A 14,639-nucleotide genomic window follows, 5' to 3' on the forward strand; every position below is an offset into this window, starting at 1 on the left:
TCACGCGGTATTATCATTTGGTTTTGGTATCTAACGTGATTTTAAGATAGGCCATCTATTTGGCCTATCCTAATTTTCGAGGTTGTTAATTCATGATGAAAAACACAATAACATGTTTGGGCTTATTGCCGTTATTGGTAGCAGGTTTAAGTTATGCAGATACAAATGCTAATTTGAAAGTATCTGGTGATATTAAGCCACCAACATGTTCTATCAATAATCAGAATGAAGTAGATATTGTATATAATTACACGATATCGCCAGAAATGCTTAACCGTTCAGAAAAAACACCTTTAGATAAACAAAAGAAAAGAATCGAAATAGTGTGTGATGCTACAACTTACTTAAGCTTTGAAGCCAAAGATAACCGTATTGATAGCGTTTCTTCAGAACAAGGTCATATTTTATTTGGATTAGGTACATATGGTACTGATAATAAAGAAAATATTGGTGCTTATACCATTACAATGTTAAATGCGACTGTTAAAGCGAATAGTGAAGAAGCCGACAAAAACGTTTTAATATCGACAGGAAATACCGTTAAGTCAGAAATTTCGGTAGAGCAATCGAAAAAAATAGCTTGGGCTGAAACATCGACAAAATTAGCACCAGGAAAAATTTTTGCTGCTGATTTTGAGGTTTATGCGGTATTAAATATAATCAGAACAGATGATATTGAGGATATATCTCTAGATGGTAGTGCGACATTATCATTTGGTTTTGGTATTTAATTTTATTTTAAATAGGTTAGGTAATTGACCTATTTAACTTATTGAGATTGTTAATTCATGATGAAAAACACAATAACATGTTTGGGCTTATTGCCGTTATTGGTAGCAGGTTTAAGTTATGCAGATACAAATGCTAATTTGAAAGTATCTGGTGATATTAAGCCACCAACATGCTTTATCAATAATCAGAATGAAGTAGATATTGTATATAATTACACGATATCGCCAGAAATGCTTAATCGTTCAGGAAGAACATCTTTAGATAAACAAAAGAAAAGAATCGAAATCGTATGTGATGCAACGACTTACTTAAGTTTTGTGGCTCATGATAATCGCATTAGTCCTAGCGACGCAGCATTATTATTTGGATTAGGTACATATGGTGCTGATAATAATGAAATTGGTGTTTATAGCATTACAATGTCAAATGCGACTGTTAAAGCGAATAGTGAAGAAGATGCTAAACGTGTTTTAGTGTTACCAGAAGGAAGCAAAGCTGTAGCAGAAACCTCGATAGCGAAAATGAAAAAAACAGCTTGGGCTGAAACATCGAAAAAATTAGCACCAGGAAAAATTTTTGCTGCTGATTTTGAGGTTTATGCGGTATTAAATATAATCAGAACAAATAATATTGAGGATATATCTCTAGATGGCAGTGCGACATTATCATTTGGTTTTGGTATTTAATTTTATTTTAAATAGGTTAGATAATTGACCTATTTAACCTATTGAGATTGTTAATTTACGATGAAAAGCACAATAACATGTTTGGGCTTATTGCCGTTATTGGTAGCAGGTTTAAGTTATGCAGATATCAGTGCTAATTTGAAAGTATCTGGCGATATTAAACCACCAACATGCTCTATCAATAATCAGAATGAAGTGGATATTGAATATCGATTTGATATCGCTCCAGAAATGTTTCCTAGTTCAGATATCTTATATTTAGATGGTGAAACGAAAAGAATTGAAATAGTGTGTGATGCTGCCACTTATTTAAATTTTATAGCCAAAGATAATCGTAGTGATAGTGTCATAAATCCAGGCGATATCTTCTTTGGTTTAGGTAAATATGGTGCTGATAATAGCCAAAATATTGGTGTTTACACTATTACAATGTCAAATGCGACTGTTAAAGGAAATAGTGATGAAGGCGCTAAAAAAGTCTCTGTGTTGGCTGCGGGAGGGAGCGCTGTGCCAGAACTTTTAATAAGCCAATCGAAAAAAACAGCTTGGGCTGAAACATCGACAAAGTTAGTATCAGGACAAATTTTCGCGGCTGATTTTGAAGTTAAGCCAATGTTTTATGGTGAGGTAAAAGAGAGTGCTGGTGATGTATCCCTAGATGGCAGTGCGACATTATCATTTGGTTTTGGTATTTAATTTTATTTTATTTTATTCTAATCGGGTTAGGTTGTTGACCTATTTAAATTATTAGGGGCGTTAATTTAATATGAAAAATACAGTAAAATGTTTAGGTGTATTACCATTATTAGCCGCTGGTTTAAGCTATGCAGATACAAATGCTAATTTAAAAATATCTGGTGATATTAAGCCACCAACCTGTATGGTTAATGGAGAAGAGCAAACCAATATCATATATGACATGGGAAAACTCTCTGTTGATGTTATACCTATGTCGAATAGATATATTTTCCCGGAAAACTCAAAAATAAAAAATACGGTTACAGTGACATGTGACGCAGAGACTTATTTACTATTCATGGCGACGGATCTTTATGAAAGCTTAAATTTACCTTCGACGCCAGTAAGTCCTGATATTGCACATAAATATTTTCATATTAATGGGGGTAAACCGGCCGCACTTGGTGGTGTCTCATTTTTAGTAAAAGATGCTAAGGTCGATAATAATTCTGGATATGTTCGCCGTTTATATAACTCAATACATTCAACAGCGGGTCTTGGGCAATATGTGTTAACTAAGGGGGAATATTATGGATGGTCTAAGGCAAATGGTGAATCAATAAGTAAGAATGAATTTATGAGGTCATTAATACCAGGGAAAGTATTTTCAGCAAATTTTGAACAAGAGAGTATGTTTATTAACTCACGAAATGATTTGGCTAAAGCAAATATTGAGCTTAATGATGAAGTTAATTATAATGCAGAAGCTATAATTACTTTTAATTTTAGTATTTAATAATAAAAAATGGGATTTGTATTTTATGCGGGGAATCTAATGTTAACTTATGCCTGTATAAATTTTTGATTATCTAAATGATTTTGTACAGATAAAATATAATCAAAATATTGTGAAATCATTTTTCCAAGCAGTATAATTTATCAAAATTCACAGTTACATATCCATTGTTATTAAGTAATATAAATAAAAATCAGGCACTCGATATCTCATGGCATAGTGTATTGGGGACAGCTTAATTTTTGATTAGGTAGCCAGTCTGTACGACTTGTGCTACCTTTGTACGAATTTAGCAGTAGTATATGGCTATATATAATTTGCTATCTCAATAAGATTTAAATCAGGATCTCGAATATAAATAGATAATATCTCTCCCATTGCGCCTGTACGTTTGACAGGGCCTTCTATAATCTCGACACCTTGCTGTTGAATAAACGTCATAATTTGGTTTATTGGTGTATTACTGATAAAACATAAATCGAGTGAGCCAGGTACGGGTAAATGAGCTTTTGGCTCAAATTCTTTACCATATTGGTGGATATTTATTTTTTGCTGCCCAAATTGCAACGCATAGCGCTGCTCACCGAAGGTTATCAACTTCATTTTGAGTACATGGGTGTAGAAATCAATGCACGCGTTTTGATCGGTTGTGGTTAACACCAGATGGTCTAAATGGTTAATCATCAGACACTCCTATCCTTCTTCTTTATGTCGTGTTATGCGATGACGCTTACTTTGTTCTGCTATTAGCCGTTTGTCGTTTTTGCAGAACAAAAGTTCATCAATGCTCCCCATATCATAGTGAGCTTTCTTTTTATCTCATGTTTTAGCGAACAATAATACTGAACTAGAGGTATAATTATAACGAATGACGTCTGGTGTGAGGTGGATTATGGAATACCAATTTTTTCAGGATATAACTGGAGAGATATCGGCAAAATTTTCGATGGATCATGAAGCGGTTGGTTATTGGCTTAATGAGGAAATTAAAGGCGATTTTAGTCTGTTAGATGAAATAGAAGCCGGATACGAATCGATTAAAGGTAGCGAGAAGCAATGGGAATTAATCGGTCATGAATACACATTGGTATTAGACGATGAAGAAGTGATGATCCGAGCGAATCAACTTGCTTTCGAGACGGAGGGTTTAGAAGAGGGAATGAGTTACTATGATAATGAAAGTGTCGCATTTTGCGGCATTGATGATTTTATGAGTATGCTTAACGATTACAGACAATTCGTTTTAGAAAATAAAGTAAAATAAATTTTTGTTTTAAAATGTTGTCAGATTTTAGATATTGTAGTTATTATTTAATTGCAATATCACATGGTTAGTTTGAATAAGAACTAAATTGTTGGGAGCATGTGATAATTTCATTTACCGAGTAATTCCATTTAAAAATTAGAGGACTGTATGAATACTGATGATGTTACCGGAGCGTTGAATGACGCAACGAATTGGTTTGCGGCAAATCAGGATCTGTTAGTTCAGTATGCGGTGAATATCGTTTCTGCTATCGTCATTCTTATTGTCGGTATGATGATTGCTAAGTGGGTTGGACGTGGCTTACATCGTGTGATGACAGCACGCGGCATCGACCCTACCGTGAGTGAATTTTTATCCGCGATTGTCCGTTATACTGTTGTTGCGTTTACGTTTATTGCTGTACTTGGCAAAATTGGTGTTCAAACAGCATCTGTGATTGCTGTATTGGGTGCTGCGGGCTTAGCTGTTGGTTTAGCATTACAAAACTCATTAGGCAACTTTGCCGCTGGTGTATTATTAGTCGTGTTTAGACCTCTGCGAGCTGGTGAGTATGTCCAAATTGGGGCTGTAGAAGGAACGGTTCAAAACGTTCAAATTTTCTCTACCACACTTAGAACAGCAGATGATCGCATTATCGTCATTCCGAATGGTAAAATTATTGCAGATAACATTATCAATATCACTCGTGAACCTGATCGCCGAACTGATATTATTGTTGGAGTGGCGTATGATTCAGATATTGATTTAGTCAAAAAAGTATTAGGTGACATTGTTGCTGCTGATGAGCGTATTTTACACGATAAAGGTGTGACTATCCGTTTACACGAAATGGCGCCATCTTCATTAAATTATTTAGTCCGTTTTTGGGCTAAAAATGGTGACACATGGCCTGTATATTGGGATTTAATGGAAAATTTCAAACGTGCACTCGATAAGCACGATATTGGTATACCATTCCCTCAAATGGATGTCCATTTACATCAACAGGCTGCTGTTGCAGTGAAAAAAGATATGACAGAATAAGCGTATTTATTGAATGATAAAACTGGGTCAGTTTATTGTACTGTACCCAGTTTTTTTATTTGCTGATTTTCCTTTCCTATCGTTTAGATAGCGAATGTCACAATAAGTTATTCTAATCTTCTATAAGAAATAATAATTTTCCCTAATAATTTTTTCTAATTAGAATCTCATTGAATAAAATGAATAATTATTAGGAATTTATGCATGTTTACGATTTATATTCAGGGTGCTTTACTTGGTGCTGCAATGATACTTCCATTAGGCCCGCAAAATGCATTTATTTTGCAGCAGGGAAGTCGAAAGCAATATCATGTGATGAGTGCATTTTTATGCTCCTTAAGTGATACCGTATTAATTATTGCTGGTGTTTTTGGAGGAAGTGCATTACTAAGCCAGTCTGAAATTCTGTTGCAATTGATTACATGGGCTGGGGTAGCGTTTCTAGCTTGGTATGGTTACGGCGCATGTCGTAGCGCTTTTAGTCGCGATGAAGTTAGGGTGCAAGCAGAGAATAAGGTTGCCAATCGTTGGCGAGTGATCGTGACTCTATTTGCGGTAACGTGGCTAAACCCTCATGTGTATTTAGATACTTTTGTGGTATTAGGCAGTGTGGGAGGGCAGTTAGAAAGCTCATTACGGCCGTGGTTTACGGCAGGGGCACTGACCGCATCTTTTGCTTGGTTTTTTGCTTTAGCGATATTAGCGGCTTGGTTTTCCCCCATACTAAATAAGCCACGTTCACAACGCGTAATTAATCTCTTTGTTGGAATGGTGATGTGGTTTATTGCCTTTCAATTAGCGAAGCAAGGGTTAGGGTATTGATAATTTCTTATTAATCCGAAACGAATTTCACATAGGATGTGTTAATGTTTAAGTAAGGTTGTGGGATAAATAAGTTATGTCACCACAACTTTCTTATTATTGATTATTAGGAGGTCCTGTGAAGTTAAAGTCTCTTGTTCTTGCTGCCATGATGGCTGGTGTTGCGGTTCCTGCTATTGCACAAGCTAATCCGCTTCCTGAAGGGCCACATATTACAACGTCAGGTAATGCAATAATTAAAGCATCACCGGATATGGCGACATTAAATATCAATGTTGAAGTGACTGAAAAAGATGCAGCAGCGGCTAAAACAGGCGTTGATAAACGTGTTGCTGAATATTTTGAGTTCTTGAAACAAAATGGTATCGAAAAGAAAGATATCAATGCTGCTAATGTGCGTACTCAACCAAAATATGAGTATGATAAAGAATCTCAGAAATCATCCATTGTAGGTTATACAGCAATTCGTTCTGTTGAAGTTAAAGTCACTAAATTAGATCAACTCAATACCTTGCTTGATGGTGCATTAAAAGCAGGGCTTAATGAAATTAATTCAGTTCAGTTCGGTGTGAATAACCCTCAACAATATCGCGATGAGGCTCGAGAAAAAGCGATTAAAAATGCGATTGAACAAGCGAATGCCTTGGCAAAAGGGTTTAATGTTCAGTTAGGGCCTGTGTACAGTGTAAATTATCGTGCACCAGATGCGACCCCATACCCTGCGCCAGTCATGAATTACAGAGCGAAAATGGCACTCTCTGCTGCCCCTGAGCGCGATGTCAACGAAACTTATGAGCAGCAGAGTATTGATTTTAACGACCAAGTTGATGTGGTTTTTGAATTAAAACGTTAAGTTTCATCTTCTTGTTTTAACATCTGGCGCCCTGTTTTGAGTAGGGCGTCAGTGACTTTCTTCATCGTACGGCTTTCCGGGGCAAAACGGTGCCAATATAGCATCCGACGTTGGCATAGCCCTGGCGTCAAATCAATTAATTCACCTGTACTAAGCTCATTAGCAATTTGTAAATGTGGGATCATACAGCAAGTTGACCCCTGTTTTGCCAGTTGTACAAATGCCTCTGATGAATTAACGATGTGACATGGCACACTACCGGGCGATAGACCAAAATTCTGTTGTACAAAAGCTTGGTGCATATCATCAAGGTGGTCAAAGGCTACTGCTGGCGCTTTAAGAAGCGATGAACGTGTGACGCCTTCAGGGAAATATTTTGCTGCAAAATCGGGTGATGCAACAAAAATATAATCCAATGCTCCGAGTTTATCGACTAAACACCCCGGCAATGCTTGAGGTTGAATACTGATTGCGCCAACCACTTCGCCACGTCTTAACCGTTCTTGTGTTCGTGTTTCATCTTCCACTTGGATATTCAAACGAATTGGGCTATTGCCTAAAACAGGATTAAGTGCAGGTAATAACCAAGTTGCTAGACTGTCGGCGTTGACTGCAAGTGAAAGTAGTAATGGCGTTGACCCCCCGTTTTCATCACCGAGCCATTGTTCTTCGAGTAATTCTACTTGATGAAGAAGTGCTAATAGCTTCTGCCCTTGCTCTGTGGGGTGTGGCGGTACTGTCCGAACGAGTAGCGGCTGACCAAATAGGTTCTCTAATTGTTTGATCCGCTGTGAGACGGCAGATTGTGTAATACATAATTTTTGAGCTGCCCGCTCAAATCCTCTTTCACGAATGACAGCATCCAGTGCTTGCAACGCGCGGTAATCAGGGCGCTTCATTGGGGGTATTCTCCTTGTTGTTATTCTACGACTCACTATGCCATATTTTGCCTCAGAACACCTGCAATATTGATGACAATGTGTGAATCACAGAATATTACGAACAAAGCTGAACTTGTTAGGTGTCCGTTATATAATATTATTAGCAGATAAAAACCTCATTCACTCTTAAAAATAGTAGAAGGCATCGCATGACTCAGGATGAATTAAAAAAAGCAGTAGGTTGGGCAGCATTAGATTACGTGAAACCGGGCACGATTGTTGGTGTCGGCACTGGCTCTACCGCCTCTCATTTTATTGATGCTTTGGCAACAATGAAGGGACAGATAGAGGGGGCAGTTTCAAGTTCAGAAGCATCGACAGCGAAACTTAAATCACTGGGCATTCCTGTGTTAGATTGTAATGATGTTGATTCGCTGGATGTTTATGTTGATGGTGCAGATGAAATTGATCACCATAAAAACATGATCAAAGGTGGCGGGGCAGCCTTAACACGTGAAAAAATTGTGGCAGCGATTGCCAAAACATTTGTTTGCATCGTAGATGAGTCTAAACAAGTGGATGTATTGGGTAAATTCCCTCTCCCTGTTGAAGTGATCCCAATGGCACGCAGCTATGTCGCGCGTGAACTTGTTAAATTAGGTGGTGTACCAGAGTACCGCCAAAATGTCGTTACTGATAACGGTAATGTGATTCTTGATGTGCATAATTTAAGCATTGTGGATCCTGTTGCTCTCGAAAACAAAATTAACGCCATTGCAGGCGTTGTTACGGTTGGTTTGTTTGCAAATCGTGGCGCTGACATTGTTTTAATGGGGACTTCTGAAGGCGTAAAAACGATTAAATAGTTTGTTCTGAATATCGATTTAATACTGCTGTTTGTTAGAAATCGGTTATTATTTGAATATCCCCCTTAGCCAGTTAGATTGACTTAGCTATGCTGATAACAGCATAGCTAGGAACGACTGACTTTAGCCTTTCTCAAATGATCATTTCATGATACTAGGGATGTATTGACATGGTAGATCACATCAAAGTCAAACTCGAACGCAACGAATATGTCCGTTTCAATAATTACTGTTATAAAAATGACTATTTTTCCGAGAATAGTGCATGGGATAAATCGTTGATTGTGATGGCGGTTGTTTTTTTCATCGCATTTATTGTGGCCTTTCAGCTTTTAAATATCACCCTTTTTCAGTTAACCATTGCGTTTATTATCGCCTCATTTTTATTTTTGTTTATTGCCGTTCGATTATTGAAAACGTTTAATCGAGCAATTCCTGATGAAGGCGGCTACCTGTTTTGTGAAAAGGAATATCGTTTTGATGAGATTGGGCTTCATGAGGTAAGTAAATATGGCAACGCATTGATTAAATGGGAGTCATTTAAATTTGTACGGACGGATGGTGATTTATTGTATCTTTTTATAGACCGTGTTTTCGCCATTATCATTCCAGCGCGCTGTTTTGCGTCGACAGAAGAGAGCCAACAATTTGTGCGAATGGTAAAAGAAAAAGCGATTAATTTAGTTAAGTAAATTTTTGCTGTAAAAACAATTGGTCTATTGGTTTGGAAGATAGATGCCTGTCTAAGTCATCTATTTTACTAATATCATCTAGCAATAAAAAAAATAGCAATTTTTATTTCCCCCTTATTTTGGTGATATATCTCACACTAATGCTTATTGCACAGGCAAAATCCTTATTTTGTGTTACCGCCCCTGATTTTCTGCCACATAACTTCTTTTTCTTCGCACTTAACCAGATAAATGAGGCAAACGATTGTATTGATACTGCGCTGTTTTTTGCTATGTTGGTACACGGAAAGTTCATCTGTTATGAATCTTAAGCTGATAGGGTAGGGTAAATGGTTAAGGTATCTTTGGAAAAAGACAAAATTAAATTTTTACTATTGGAAGGAGTTCACCAAAGCGCGGTTGATAATTTAAAAGCAGCAGGCTATACCAACATTGAATATCACAAAAGTGCGTTGTCGGACGAAGAGTTAAAAGAAGCAATTAAAGATGCGCGTTTTGTCGGTATTCGCTCCCGTACTCATCTGACTGAAGAGATCTTTGCGGCAGCAGAAAAATTAGTGGCTGTCGGCTGTTTCTGTATTGGTACAAACCAAGTGGATTTAGATGCTGCGGCGAAACGCGGTATCCCTGTTTTTAATGCGCCTTTCTCAAATACCCGTTCCGTTGCTGAGATGGTTTTAGGTCAATTGTTACTGCTGTTACGTCGTATTCCGGAAGCGAATATGAAAGCGCATCGCGGCATCTGGGAAAAACAGGCGAAAGGTTGCTTTGAAGCTCGCGGTAAACGCTTAGGGATTGTTGGTTACGGTCATATCGGTACTCAGCTAGGTATTTTGGCTGAAGGGATTGGTATGGATGTTTATTTTTATGATATTGAAAATAAATTACCGCTGGGTAATGCGACACAAGTTCGCTCAATGGCTGAATTATTAAACATGAGCGACGTTGTGAGCTTGCATGTGCCAGAAACAGCAAGCACCAAAAATATGTTTGCAAAAGAGCAGTTTGAACTGATGAAACCGGGGGCCATTTTCATCAATGCGTCACGCGGTACAGTTGTTGATATCCCTGCTTTGGCTGATGCACTGGAAAGCAAACATCTGTCAGGTGCGGCAGTTGACGTATTCCCGACAGAGCCTGCGGCGAACAATGACCCTAATGACCCATTCATTAGTGAGCTAATCAAGTTCGACAACGTGATTTTGACGCCTCATATTGGTGGCTCAACAGAAGAAGCACAAGAAAATATCGGGTTAGAGGTTGCAAGTAAATTAGCGAAATATTCAGATAATGGTTCGACGCTTTCCGCGGTTAACTTCCCTGAAGTTTCTCTGCCAGTACATACTGAAGATACTAACCGTCTATTGCATATTCATGAAAACCGCCCTGGAATGATGAATAGCATTAACCAAGTGTTTACTGAAAATAATATCAACGTTGTTGGCCAGTATTTACGTACTGCTGGAAATGTTGGTTACGTTGTAATTGATATTATCACGCAACAGCCCGATCACGCTGATGATATTCTGGTTAAATTGAAACAATTGCCGGGCACTATCCGCGCTCGACTACTGTATTAATCATTAAACCAAGCGTATCGAATGGATATTATGGCACTGGGTTACCAGTGCCATATTTTTTGTGGGGTAATAATTTCAGGAAGAGGAATATCCCAATGTGCCACGGGGAGAGCAGTGACCCGTTGGCAATCATGGGCAAGCCCTATTGGGTAAAATCCTTTCTGCTGCCAATTAGCTAAAGTCCTATCATAAAAACCGCCTCCCATACCCAAACGTTGACCCTGTTCATCAAAGGCAACCAGTGGGATCATCATGACATCTAACTGATTTATGGGTCGCACTTGGGTTACGTCTAATGGGGGTTCATCGATGTTAAATCGATTTTTAACTAACTGAGTTGTCGGCGCATAGTTTAAAAACAGCAGATGATGAGGGCTAAAGGGATGTAATACGGGCAGGTAAACTTTTTTCCCTTGCTGCCATAGTGCATCAATTAATGGTTGAGTGTGGATCTCGCCATCAAAAGAAAGAAACAACGCAATGTGTTGTGCTTGAGCAATCTTAGGGTGAGATAAGGTATGTTGTACGATTTTTTTTGCAGCCAGTTGTTGTTGCTCTGGACTCAGCTGCTGGCGTAACTGACGAACCGATTGGCGAATTTGCTGACGCATGACTGATAAGTTATCTTCCATAAGATCCGCAACCTTAGAGGCTATTATTAACTCTATTATTATTAGTGGTTTGATAAATATGCAAGTAATGGTTGGAAGTATAGCCTAATGAGCGTGAGATAATAGTATTAGAAGCAAGCTTATGGGAAAAATTGAGGGTCTCCAAGATGCCGTTGTAGGCTGTAACCCTTGAACCCTTGGTTCAAGGTGAACGTAGTTTAGCAACCTTTAGGCTTCCTGAGCGAATCAGGCGTGCTCACCAGCGCAATAACCACATTCTGTTTTTTTGAAATATCGGCTCAGGGGACTGACCCACTCACGAGCATCTCAGAGAAATTTGGTTTGAGTGCGTAACGTCACTCTATGTACTTCATTGTATGAAATTGGATTTAAAAAGCAACCCTATTTTCGTTTATTTTTTTATACTAGTGTATGATTATTAAGCAAATTTAGCCGATAGGCATAACCTGCCTCTCAGTGATTTTTACCTGATCGTGTAATGCTTGCTCGATTGTTTGTTGCAGCATTTTTATCTTCTCTTCCATATTATATGCATAATCGCGTGTTTTTGTCTTTTCTTGTGTTAATTCGTGACACACGTTCAATGCAACGATAAAAATAAGCTGTTCTGTATTAGTAACACCACTTCTATCTTTGAGATCTTGAAGGCGTTGCTCAAGTTCTTGGGCGGATGCCAGTAGGGCTTCTTTTTGTTCGACAGGGCAGTTGACTCTCATTGAGCGCCCGAATATTTGAATGTCAACAGGTTGTGCGGACATGATACCTCCATACGAATAGGACTCGCCGCAAATACAATGTTCGGCGTAAAATAATAGATGGTTTATTCACTAATTTTAGCTGCTTTATTAAAAATACAGATCAAAAGCTTACTGGTATAGCGACCATCCTTGATGGTAGCATATCATGAATCATTAGCTAACATGACGAATTCAGATGTCTATACAAAAATCTTTACCAAATTATGAAACGTTGGACAACCTTCTCCAACAGCATTCTATCGCACTAACTGCCGCAGAAATTCACGGTTTAATTACAGGACTGATTTGTGGAGGAAGTCGCGATAGTGGCTGGCAGACATTAGTCCACGATCTGGCTAATGATGGTTTAGCGTTCCCTCAAGCTATTGCTCAACCACTACGTGAATTATATGACACGACTTTCCAAGTGTTGGACGACAGTGAATTTGCGTTCTCAATGCTATTTCCCGATGAAAATGCGTCCGTCTTTGATCACGCAGATGCACTGGCAGGATGGGTAAACCACTTCTTATTAGGTATTGGCGTGGCTCAACCTAAACTTGCAGATAAAAAAGAAGTCAGTGAAGTGATTAACGACTTACGTAATATTGGCATGCTTGGTTATGATGAAGATGAAGACCAAGAAGAGCTTGAGCAGGCGTTAGAAGAAGTCGTCGAATATGTCAGAGTCGCTGTTCAGCTTTGTTATATTACTTTCACCGAAGGGAAAAAAGAGCAGTCGACAACTGGCAATAATAAACCCATTCTTCATTAAAACAGTTTGTGCCTGTTCACCATCTTTGCTTATTTGAGCTAAATAGCCATTTGTAAAGTGAAACAGGTACAGATTAACTGCTTGCCGTTGTACTCTACCTAATTCGAGTTGCATCTAGGCGGCAAGCAAAGATATCCCCTCGAAAGAGTAAAGAATTGATGTTACTTGGGTGATTGAGCCTGTGCAAATAACAAGGTAATTTGAAGTGTGGTAAGTATATTCGCTTAATAAATAAGCGTAACCCTCTACTCAACAATCTAGATAATAAGGCAGAAACGGTATGAATAAACAGGAATTTATTTCTCGTCGTAACGCATTATTGGCTCAGATGAAGCCAGCAAGCGCCGCTATTATTTTTTCAGCGCCTGTGGCTCAACGCAATGCAGATTGCGAATACCCGTATCGTCAGCACAGCGACTTTCTTTACCTGACAGGGTTTAGTGAGCCTGAAGCCGTTTTACTGCTAATCAAAAGTGATGAAAAACATAGCCATACGGTGCTTTTTAACCGTGTTCGTGATTTAACGGCTGAAATCTGGTTTGGTCGCCGATTAGGGCAAGAAGCAGCGCCTGAAAAACTGGGCGTTAGTAAAGCATTACCATTTGATGAAATTGAAGAACAACTCTATCAACTCCTTAATGGACTTGATGTGATTTATCACGCGCAAGGCGAATTCGAATATGCAGACAAACTAGTTTTCGGTGCGCTAGATATACTTCGTAAAGGTAGTCGCCGCAATTTGCGCGCACCAAATACTATGATTGATTGGCGTCCTTTAGTGCATGAGATGCGTTTATTTAAATCGGAAGCTGAAATTGCGGTGATGCGCAAAGCAGGTGAGATCTCTGCATTAGCGCATATCAGAGCAATGAAGACCTGTAAACCAGGCATGTATGAATATCAGCTTTGTGGGGAGTTGGAGCACGAATTCACTCGCCATGGGGCACGCTACCCCTCGTATAACTCGATCGTTGGCAGCGGCGAAAATGCCTGCATTCTGCATTACACTGAAAATGAAAGTGAAATGAAAGATGGTGAGTTGGTGTTAATTGATGCGGGGGCTGAATTTGATGGCTACGCTGGTGATATCACACGTACTTTCCCCGTCAATGGTAAGTTTACGCAGCCGCAACGCGCTATTTACGATATCGTACTGAAAGCATTGAATACGGCTTTAGAATTATATCGTCCGGGCACCAGCATTCATGAAGTGACGCAAAAAATCATTCGAATCAAAGTTGAAGGACTTGTGGAACTGGGTATTTTGCATGGCGATGTCGATCAATTGATCGAAAACAAAGCACATTTCCCATTCTTTATGCATGGTTTAAGCCATTGGCTGGGGTTAGATGTTCATGATGTCGGATGCTATGGGGTGGAGCGTGATAGGATCTTAGAGCCGGGTATGGTTCTGACTGTAGAGCCGGGGCTGTATATTGCGCCTGATGCAGATGTGCCACCAGAGTATCGCGGGATCGGTATCCGCATAGAAGATGACATTGTGATTACCGAAAATGGTAATGAAAACTTGACCGATTTAGTGGTGAAGGACCCTGATGAAATCGAGGCATTAATGGCTGAAGCTAAAAATGCTTAAAATAAGTAGTAAAAGGTAATTA

At 38.9% G+C, this 14,639-nt stretch carries 17 protein-coding genes and 1 other RNA gene; 13 read left to right on the top strand and 5 right to left on the bottom strand.

The genetic code is table 11. The features are described 5' to 3' along the window. Positions 1-92 precede the first annotated feature (92 nt). The 4 genes from PR833_RS17150 to PR833_RS17165 all read left to right on the top strand — a co-directional run bounded on the left by PR833_RS17150 (position 93) and on the right by PR833_RS17165 (position 2,892). Positions 93-731 carry a fimbrial protein gene (locus tag PR833_RS17150; protein WP_053110424.1) on the top strand — a complete coding sequence of 213 codons (639 nt, stop codon included), beginning with the start codon at positions 93-95 and terminating at the stop codon, positions 729-731. Between the two features lie 57 nt (positions 732-788). Beyond that, complete coding sequence (locus PR833_RS17155; protein WP_053110425.1) at positions 789-1,418, top strand: fimbrial protein; 630 nt, start codon at positions 789-791, stop codon at positions 1,416-1,418. Positions 1,419-1,478: 60 nt separating this feature from the next. Next, positions 1,479-2,114, top strand: a complete 636-nt coding sequence (locus PR833_RS17160; protein ID WP_004921789.1) for a hypothetical protein — start codon at positions 1,479-1,481, stop codon at positions 2,112-2,114. A 70-nt stretch (positions 2,115-2,184) separates the two neighbouring features. Next, a complete protein-coding gene (locus PR833_RS17165) occupies positions 2,185-2,892 on the top strand; it encodes a type 1 fimbrial protein (protein ID WP_040133342.1) in 708 nt (235 codons plus the stop codon). A 306-nt stretch (positions 2,893-3,198) separates the two neighbouring features. Here the strand turns inward: PR833_RS17165 and PR833_RS17170 are convergent, their stop codons facing one another. Then, positions 3,199-3,576 carry a VOC family protein gene (locus PR833_RS17170; protein ID WP_014656393.1) on the bottom strand — a complete coding sequence of 126 codons (378 nt, stop codon included), beginning with the start codon at positions 3,574-3,576 and terminating at the stop codon, positions 3,199-3,201. A 208-nt stretch (positions 3,577-3,784) separates the two neighbouring features. Between PR833_RS17170 and PR833_RS17175 the strand changes: the two genes are divergently transcribed. The 4 genes from PR833_RS17175 to PR833_RS17190 all read left to right on the top strand — a co-directional run bounded on the left by PR833_RS17175 (position 3,785) and on the right by PR833_RS17190 (position 6,857). Next, the gene (locus PR833_RS17175; protein ID WP_014656392.1) at positions 3,785-4,156 is read left to right on the top strand and encodes a YacL family protein; all 372 of its coding nucleotides are present in this window, start codon (positions 3,785-3,787) and stop codon (positions 4,154-4,156) included. 150 nt (positions 4,157-4,306) lie between these two features. Further along, the gene (mscS, locus tag PR833_RS17180; protein WP_004921773.1) at positions 4,307-5,182 is read left to right on the top strand and encodes a small-conductance mechanosensitive channel MscS; all 876 of its coding nucleotides are present in this window, start codon (positions 4,307-4,309) and stop codon (positions 5,180-5,182) included. A 204-nt stretch (positions 5,183-5,386) separates the two neighbouring features. Next, a complete protein-coding gene (gene argO / locus PR833_RS17185) occupies positions 5,387-6,004 on the top strand; it encodes an arginine exporter ArgO (protein WP_004921770.1) in 618 nt (205 codons plus the stop codon). A 118-nt stretch (positions 6,005-6,122) separates the two neighbouring features. Further along, on the top strand, positions 6,123-6,857 hold the full coding sequence (locus tag PR833_RS17190) for an oxidative stress defense protein (RefSeq protein ID WP_004921765.1): 735 nt from the start codon (positions 6,123-6,125) through the stop codon (positions 6,855-6,857). Here the strand turns inward: PR833_RS17190 and PR833_RS17195 are convergent. Continuing rightward, the gene (locus PR833_RS17195; RefSeq protein WP_004921761.1) at positions 6,854-7,756 is read right to left on the bottom strand and encodes a LysR family transcriptional regulator ArgP; all 903 of its coding nucleotides are present in this window, start codon (positions 7,754-7,756) and stop codon (positions 6,854-6,856) included. The genes PR833_RS17190 and PR833_RS17195 overlap by 4 nt on opposite strands. A gap of 191 nt (positions 7,757-7,947) precedes the next feature. On the opposite strand from PR833_RS17195, the gene rpiA reads away from it, so the two are divergent. The 3 genes from rpiA (at position 7,948) to serA (ending at position 10,876) form a co-directional block, all read left to right on the top strand. Then, the gene (gene rpiA / locus PR833_RS17200; RefSeq protein ID WP_004921758.1) at positions 7,948-8,604 is read left to right on the top strand and encodes a ribose-5-phosphate isomerase RpiA; all 657 of its coding nucleotides are present in this window, start codon (positions 7,948-7,950) and stop codon (positions 8,602-8,604) included. A gap of 170 nt (positions 8,605-8,774) precedes the next feature. Further along, entirely contained in the window at positions 8,775-9,296 is a 522-nt protein-coding gene (locus tag PR833_RS17205) for a YcxB family protein (protein ID WP_004921753.1), read from the top strand. A gap of 329 nt (positions 9,297-9,625) precedes the next feature. Next, positions 9,626-10,876 carry a phosphoglycerate dehydrogenase gene (gene serA, locus PR833_RS17210; protein WP_004921747.1) on the top strand — a complete coding sequence of 417 codons (1,251 nt, stop codon included), beginning with the start codon at positions 9,626-9,628 and terminating at the stop codon, positions 10,874-10,876. A 41-nt stretch (positions 10,877-10,917) separates the two neighbouring features. Here the strand turns inward: serA and PR833_RS17215 are convergent, their stop codons facing one another. The 3 genes from PR833_RS17215 to zapA all read right to left on the bottom strand — a co-directional run bounded on the left by PR833_RS17215 (position 10,918) and on the right by zapA (position 12,266). Beyond that, a complete protein-coding gene (locus tag PR833_RS17215) occupies positions 10,918-11,508 on the bottom strand; it encodes a 5-formyltetrahydrofolate cyclo-ligase (RefSeq protein ID WP_036941161.1) in 591 nt (196 codons plus the stop codon). Between the two features lie 134 nt (positions 11,509-11,642). Further along, positions 11,643-11,824: non-coding RNA, 6S RNA (gene ssrS / locus PR833_RS17220), on the bottom strand. Positions 11,825-11,936: 112 nt separating this feature from the next. Continuing rightward, entirely contained in the window at positions 11,937-12,266 is a 330-nt protein-coding gene (gene zapA, locus PR833_RS17225) for a cell division protein ZapA (protein ID WP_004921740.1), read from the bottom strand. 175 nt (positions 12,267-12,441) lie between these two features. Between zapA and PR833_RS17230 the strand changes: the two genes are divergently transcribed. Further along, entirely contained in the window at positions 12,442-13,020 is a 579-nt protein-coding gene (locus PR833_RS17230; RefSeq protein ID WP_004921737.1) for a YecA/YgfB family protein, read from the top strand. 280 nt (positions 13,021-13,300) lie between these two features. Next, positions 13,301-14,617: a Xaa-Pro aminopeptidase gene (pepP, locus tag PR833_RS17235; protein ID WP_004921736.1), complete on the top strand. Its 1,317-nt coding sequence runs from the start codon at positions 13,301-13,303 to the stop codon at positions 14,615-14,617. Positions 14,618-14,639 lie beyond the last annotated feature (22 nt).

The sequence above is a fragment of the Providencia sp. PROV189 genome (assembly GCF_028480065.1).
Classification (GTDB): domain Bacteria; phylum Pseudomonadota; class Gammaproteobacteria; order Enterobacterales; family Enterobacteriaceae; genus Providencia; species Providencia stuartii.

Excerpts from the sequence above, each read along its gene's own strand:
- PR833_RS17150 (WP_053110424.1), top strand. The coding sequence starts at position 93 with ATGATGAAAAACACAATAACATGTTTGGGCTTATTGCCGTTATTGGTA.
- PR833_RS17155 (WP_053110425.1), top strand. The coding sequence starts at position 789 with ATGATGAAAAACACAATAACATGTTTGGGCTTATTGCCGTTATTGGTA.
- PR833_RS17160 (WP_004921789.1), top strand. The coding sequence starts at position 1,479 with ATGAAAAGCACAATAACATGTTTGGGCTTATTGCCGTTATTGGTAGCA.
- PR833_RS17165 (WP_040133342.1), top strand. The coding sequence starts at position 2,185 with ATGAAAAATACAGTAAAATGTTTAGGTGTATTACCATTATTAGCCGCT.
- PR833_RS17170 (WP_014656393.1), bottom strand. The coding sequence starts at position 3,576 with ATGATTAACCATTTAGACCATCTGGTGTTAACCACAACCGATCAAAAC.
- PR833_RS17175 (WP_014656392.1), top strand. The coding sequence starts at position 3,785 with ATGGAATACCAATTTTTTCAGGATATAACTGGAGAGATATCGGCAAAA.
- mscS (WP_004921773.1), top strand. The coding sequence starts at position 4,307 with ATGAATACTGATGATGTTACCGGAGCGTTGAATGACGCAACGAATTGG.
- argO (WP_004921770.1), top strand. The coding sequence starts at position 5,387 with ATGTTTACGATTTATATTCAGGGTGCTTTACTTGGTGCTGCAATGATA.
- PR833_RS17195 (WP_004921761.1), bottom strand. The coding sequence starts at position 7,756 with ATGAAGCGCCCTGATTACCGCGCGTTGCAAGCACTGGATGCTGTCATT.
- rpiA (WP_004921758.1), top strand. The coding sequence starts at position 7,948 with ATGACTCAGGATGAATTAAAAAAAGCAGTAGGTTGGGCAGCATTAGAT.
- PR833_RS17205 (WP_004921753.1), top strand. The coding sequence starts at position 8,775 with ATGGTAGATCACATCAAAGTCAAACTCGAACGCAACGAATATGTCCGT.
- serA (WP_004921747.1), top strand. The coding sequence starts at position 9,626 with ATGGTTAAGGTATCTTTGGAAAAAGACAAAATTAAATTTTTACTATTG.
- PR833_RS17215 (WP_036941161.1), bottom strand. The coding sequence starts at position 11,508 with ATGGAAGATAACTTATCAGTCATGCGTCAGCAAATTCGCCAATCGGTT.
- zapA (WP_004921740.1), bottom strand. The coding sequence starts at position 12,266 with ATGTCCGCACAACCTGTTGACATTCAAATATTCGGGCGCTCAATGAGA.
- PR833_RS17230 (WP_004921737.1), top strand. The coding sequence starts at position 12,442 with ATGTCTATACAAAAATCTTTACCAAATTATGAAACGTTGGACAACCTT.
- pepP (WP_004921736.1), top strand. The coding sequence starts at position 13,301 with ATGAATAAACAGGAATTTATTTCTCGTCGTAACGCATTATTGGCTCAG.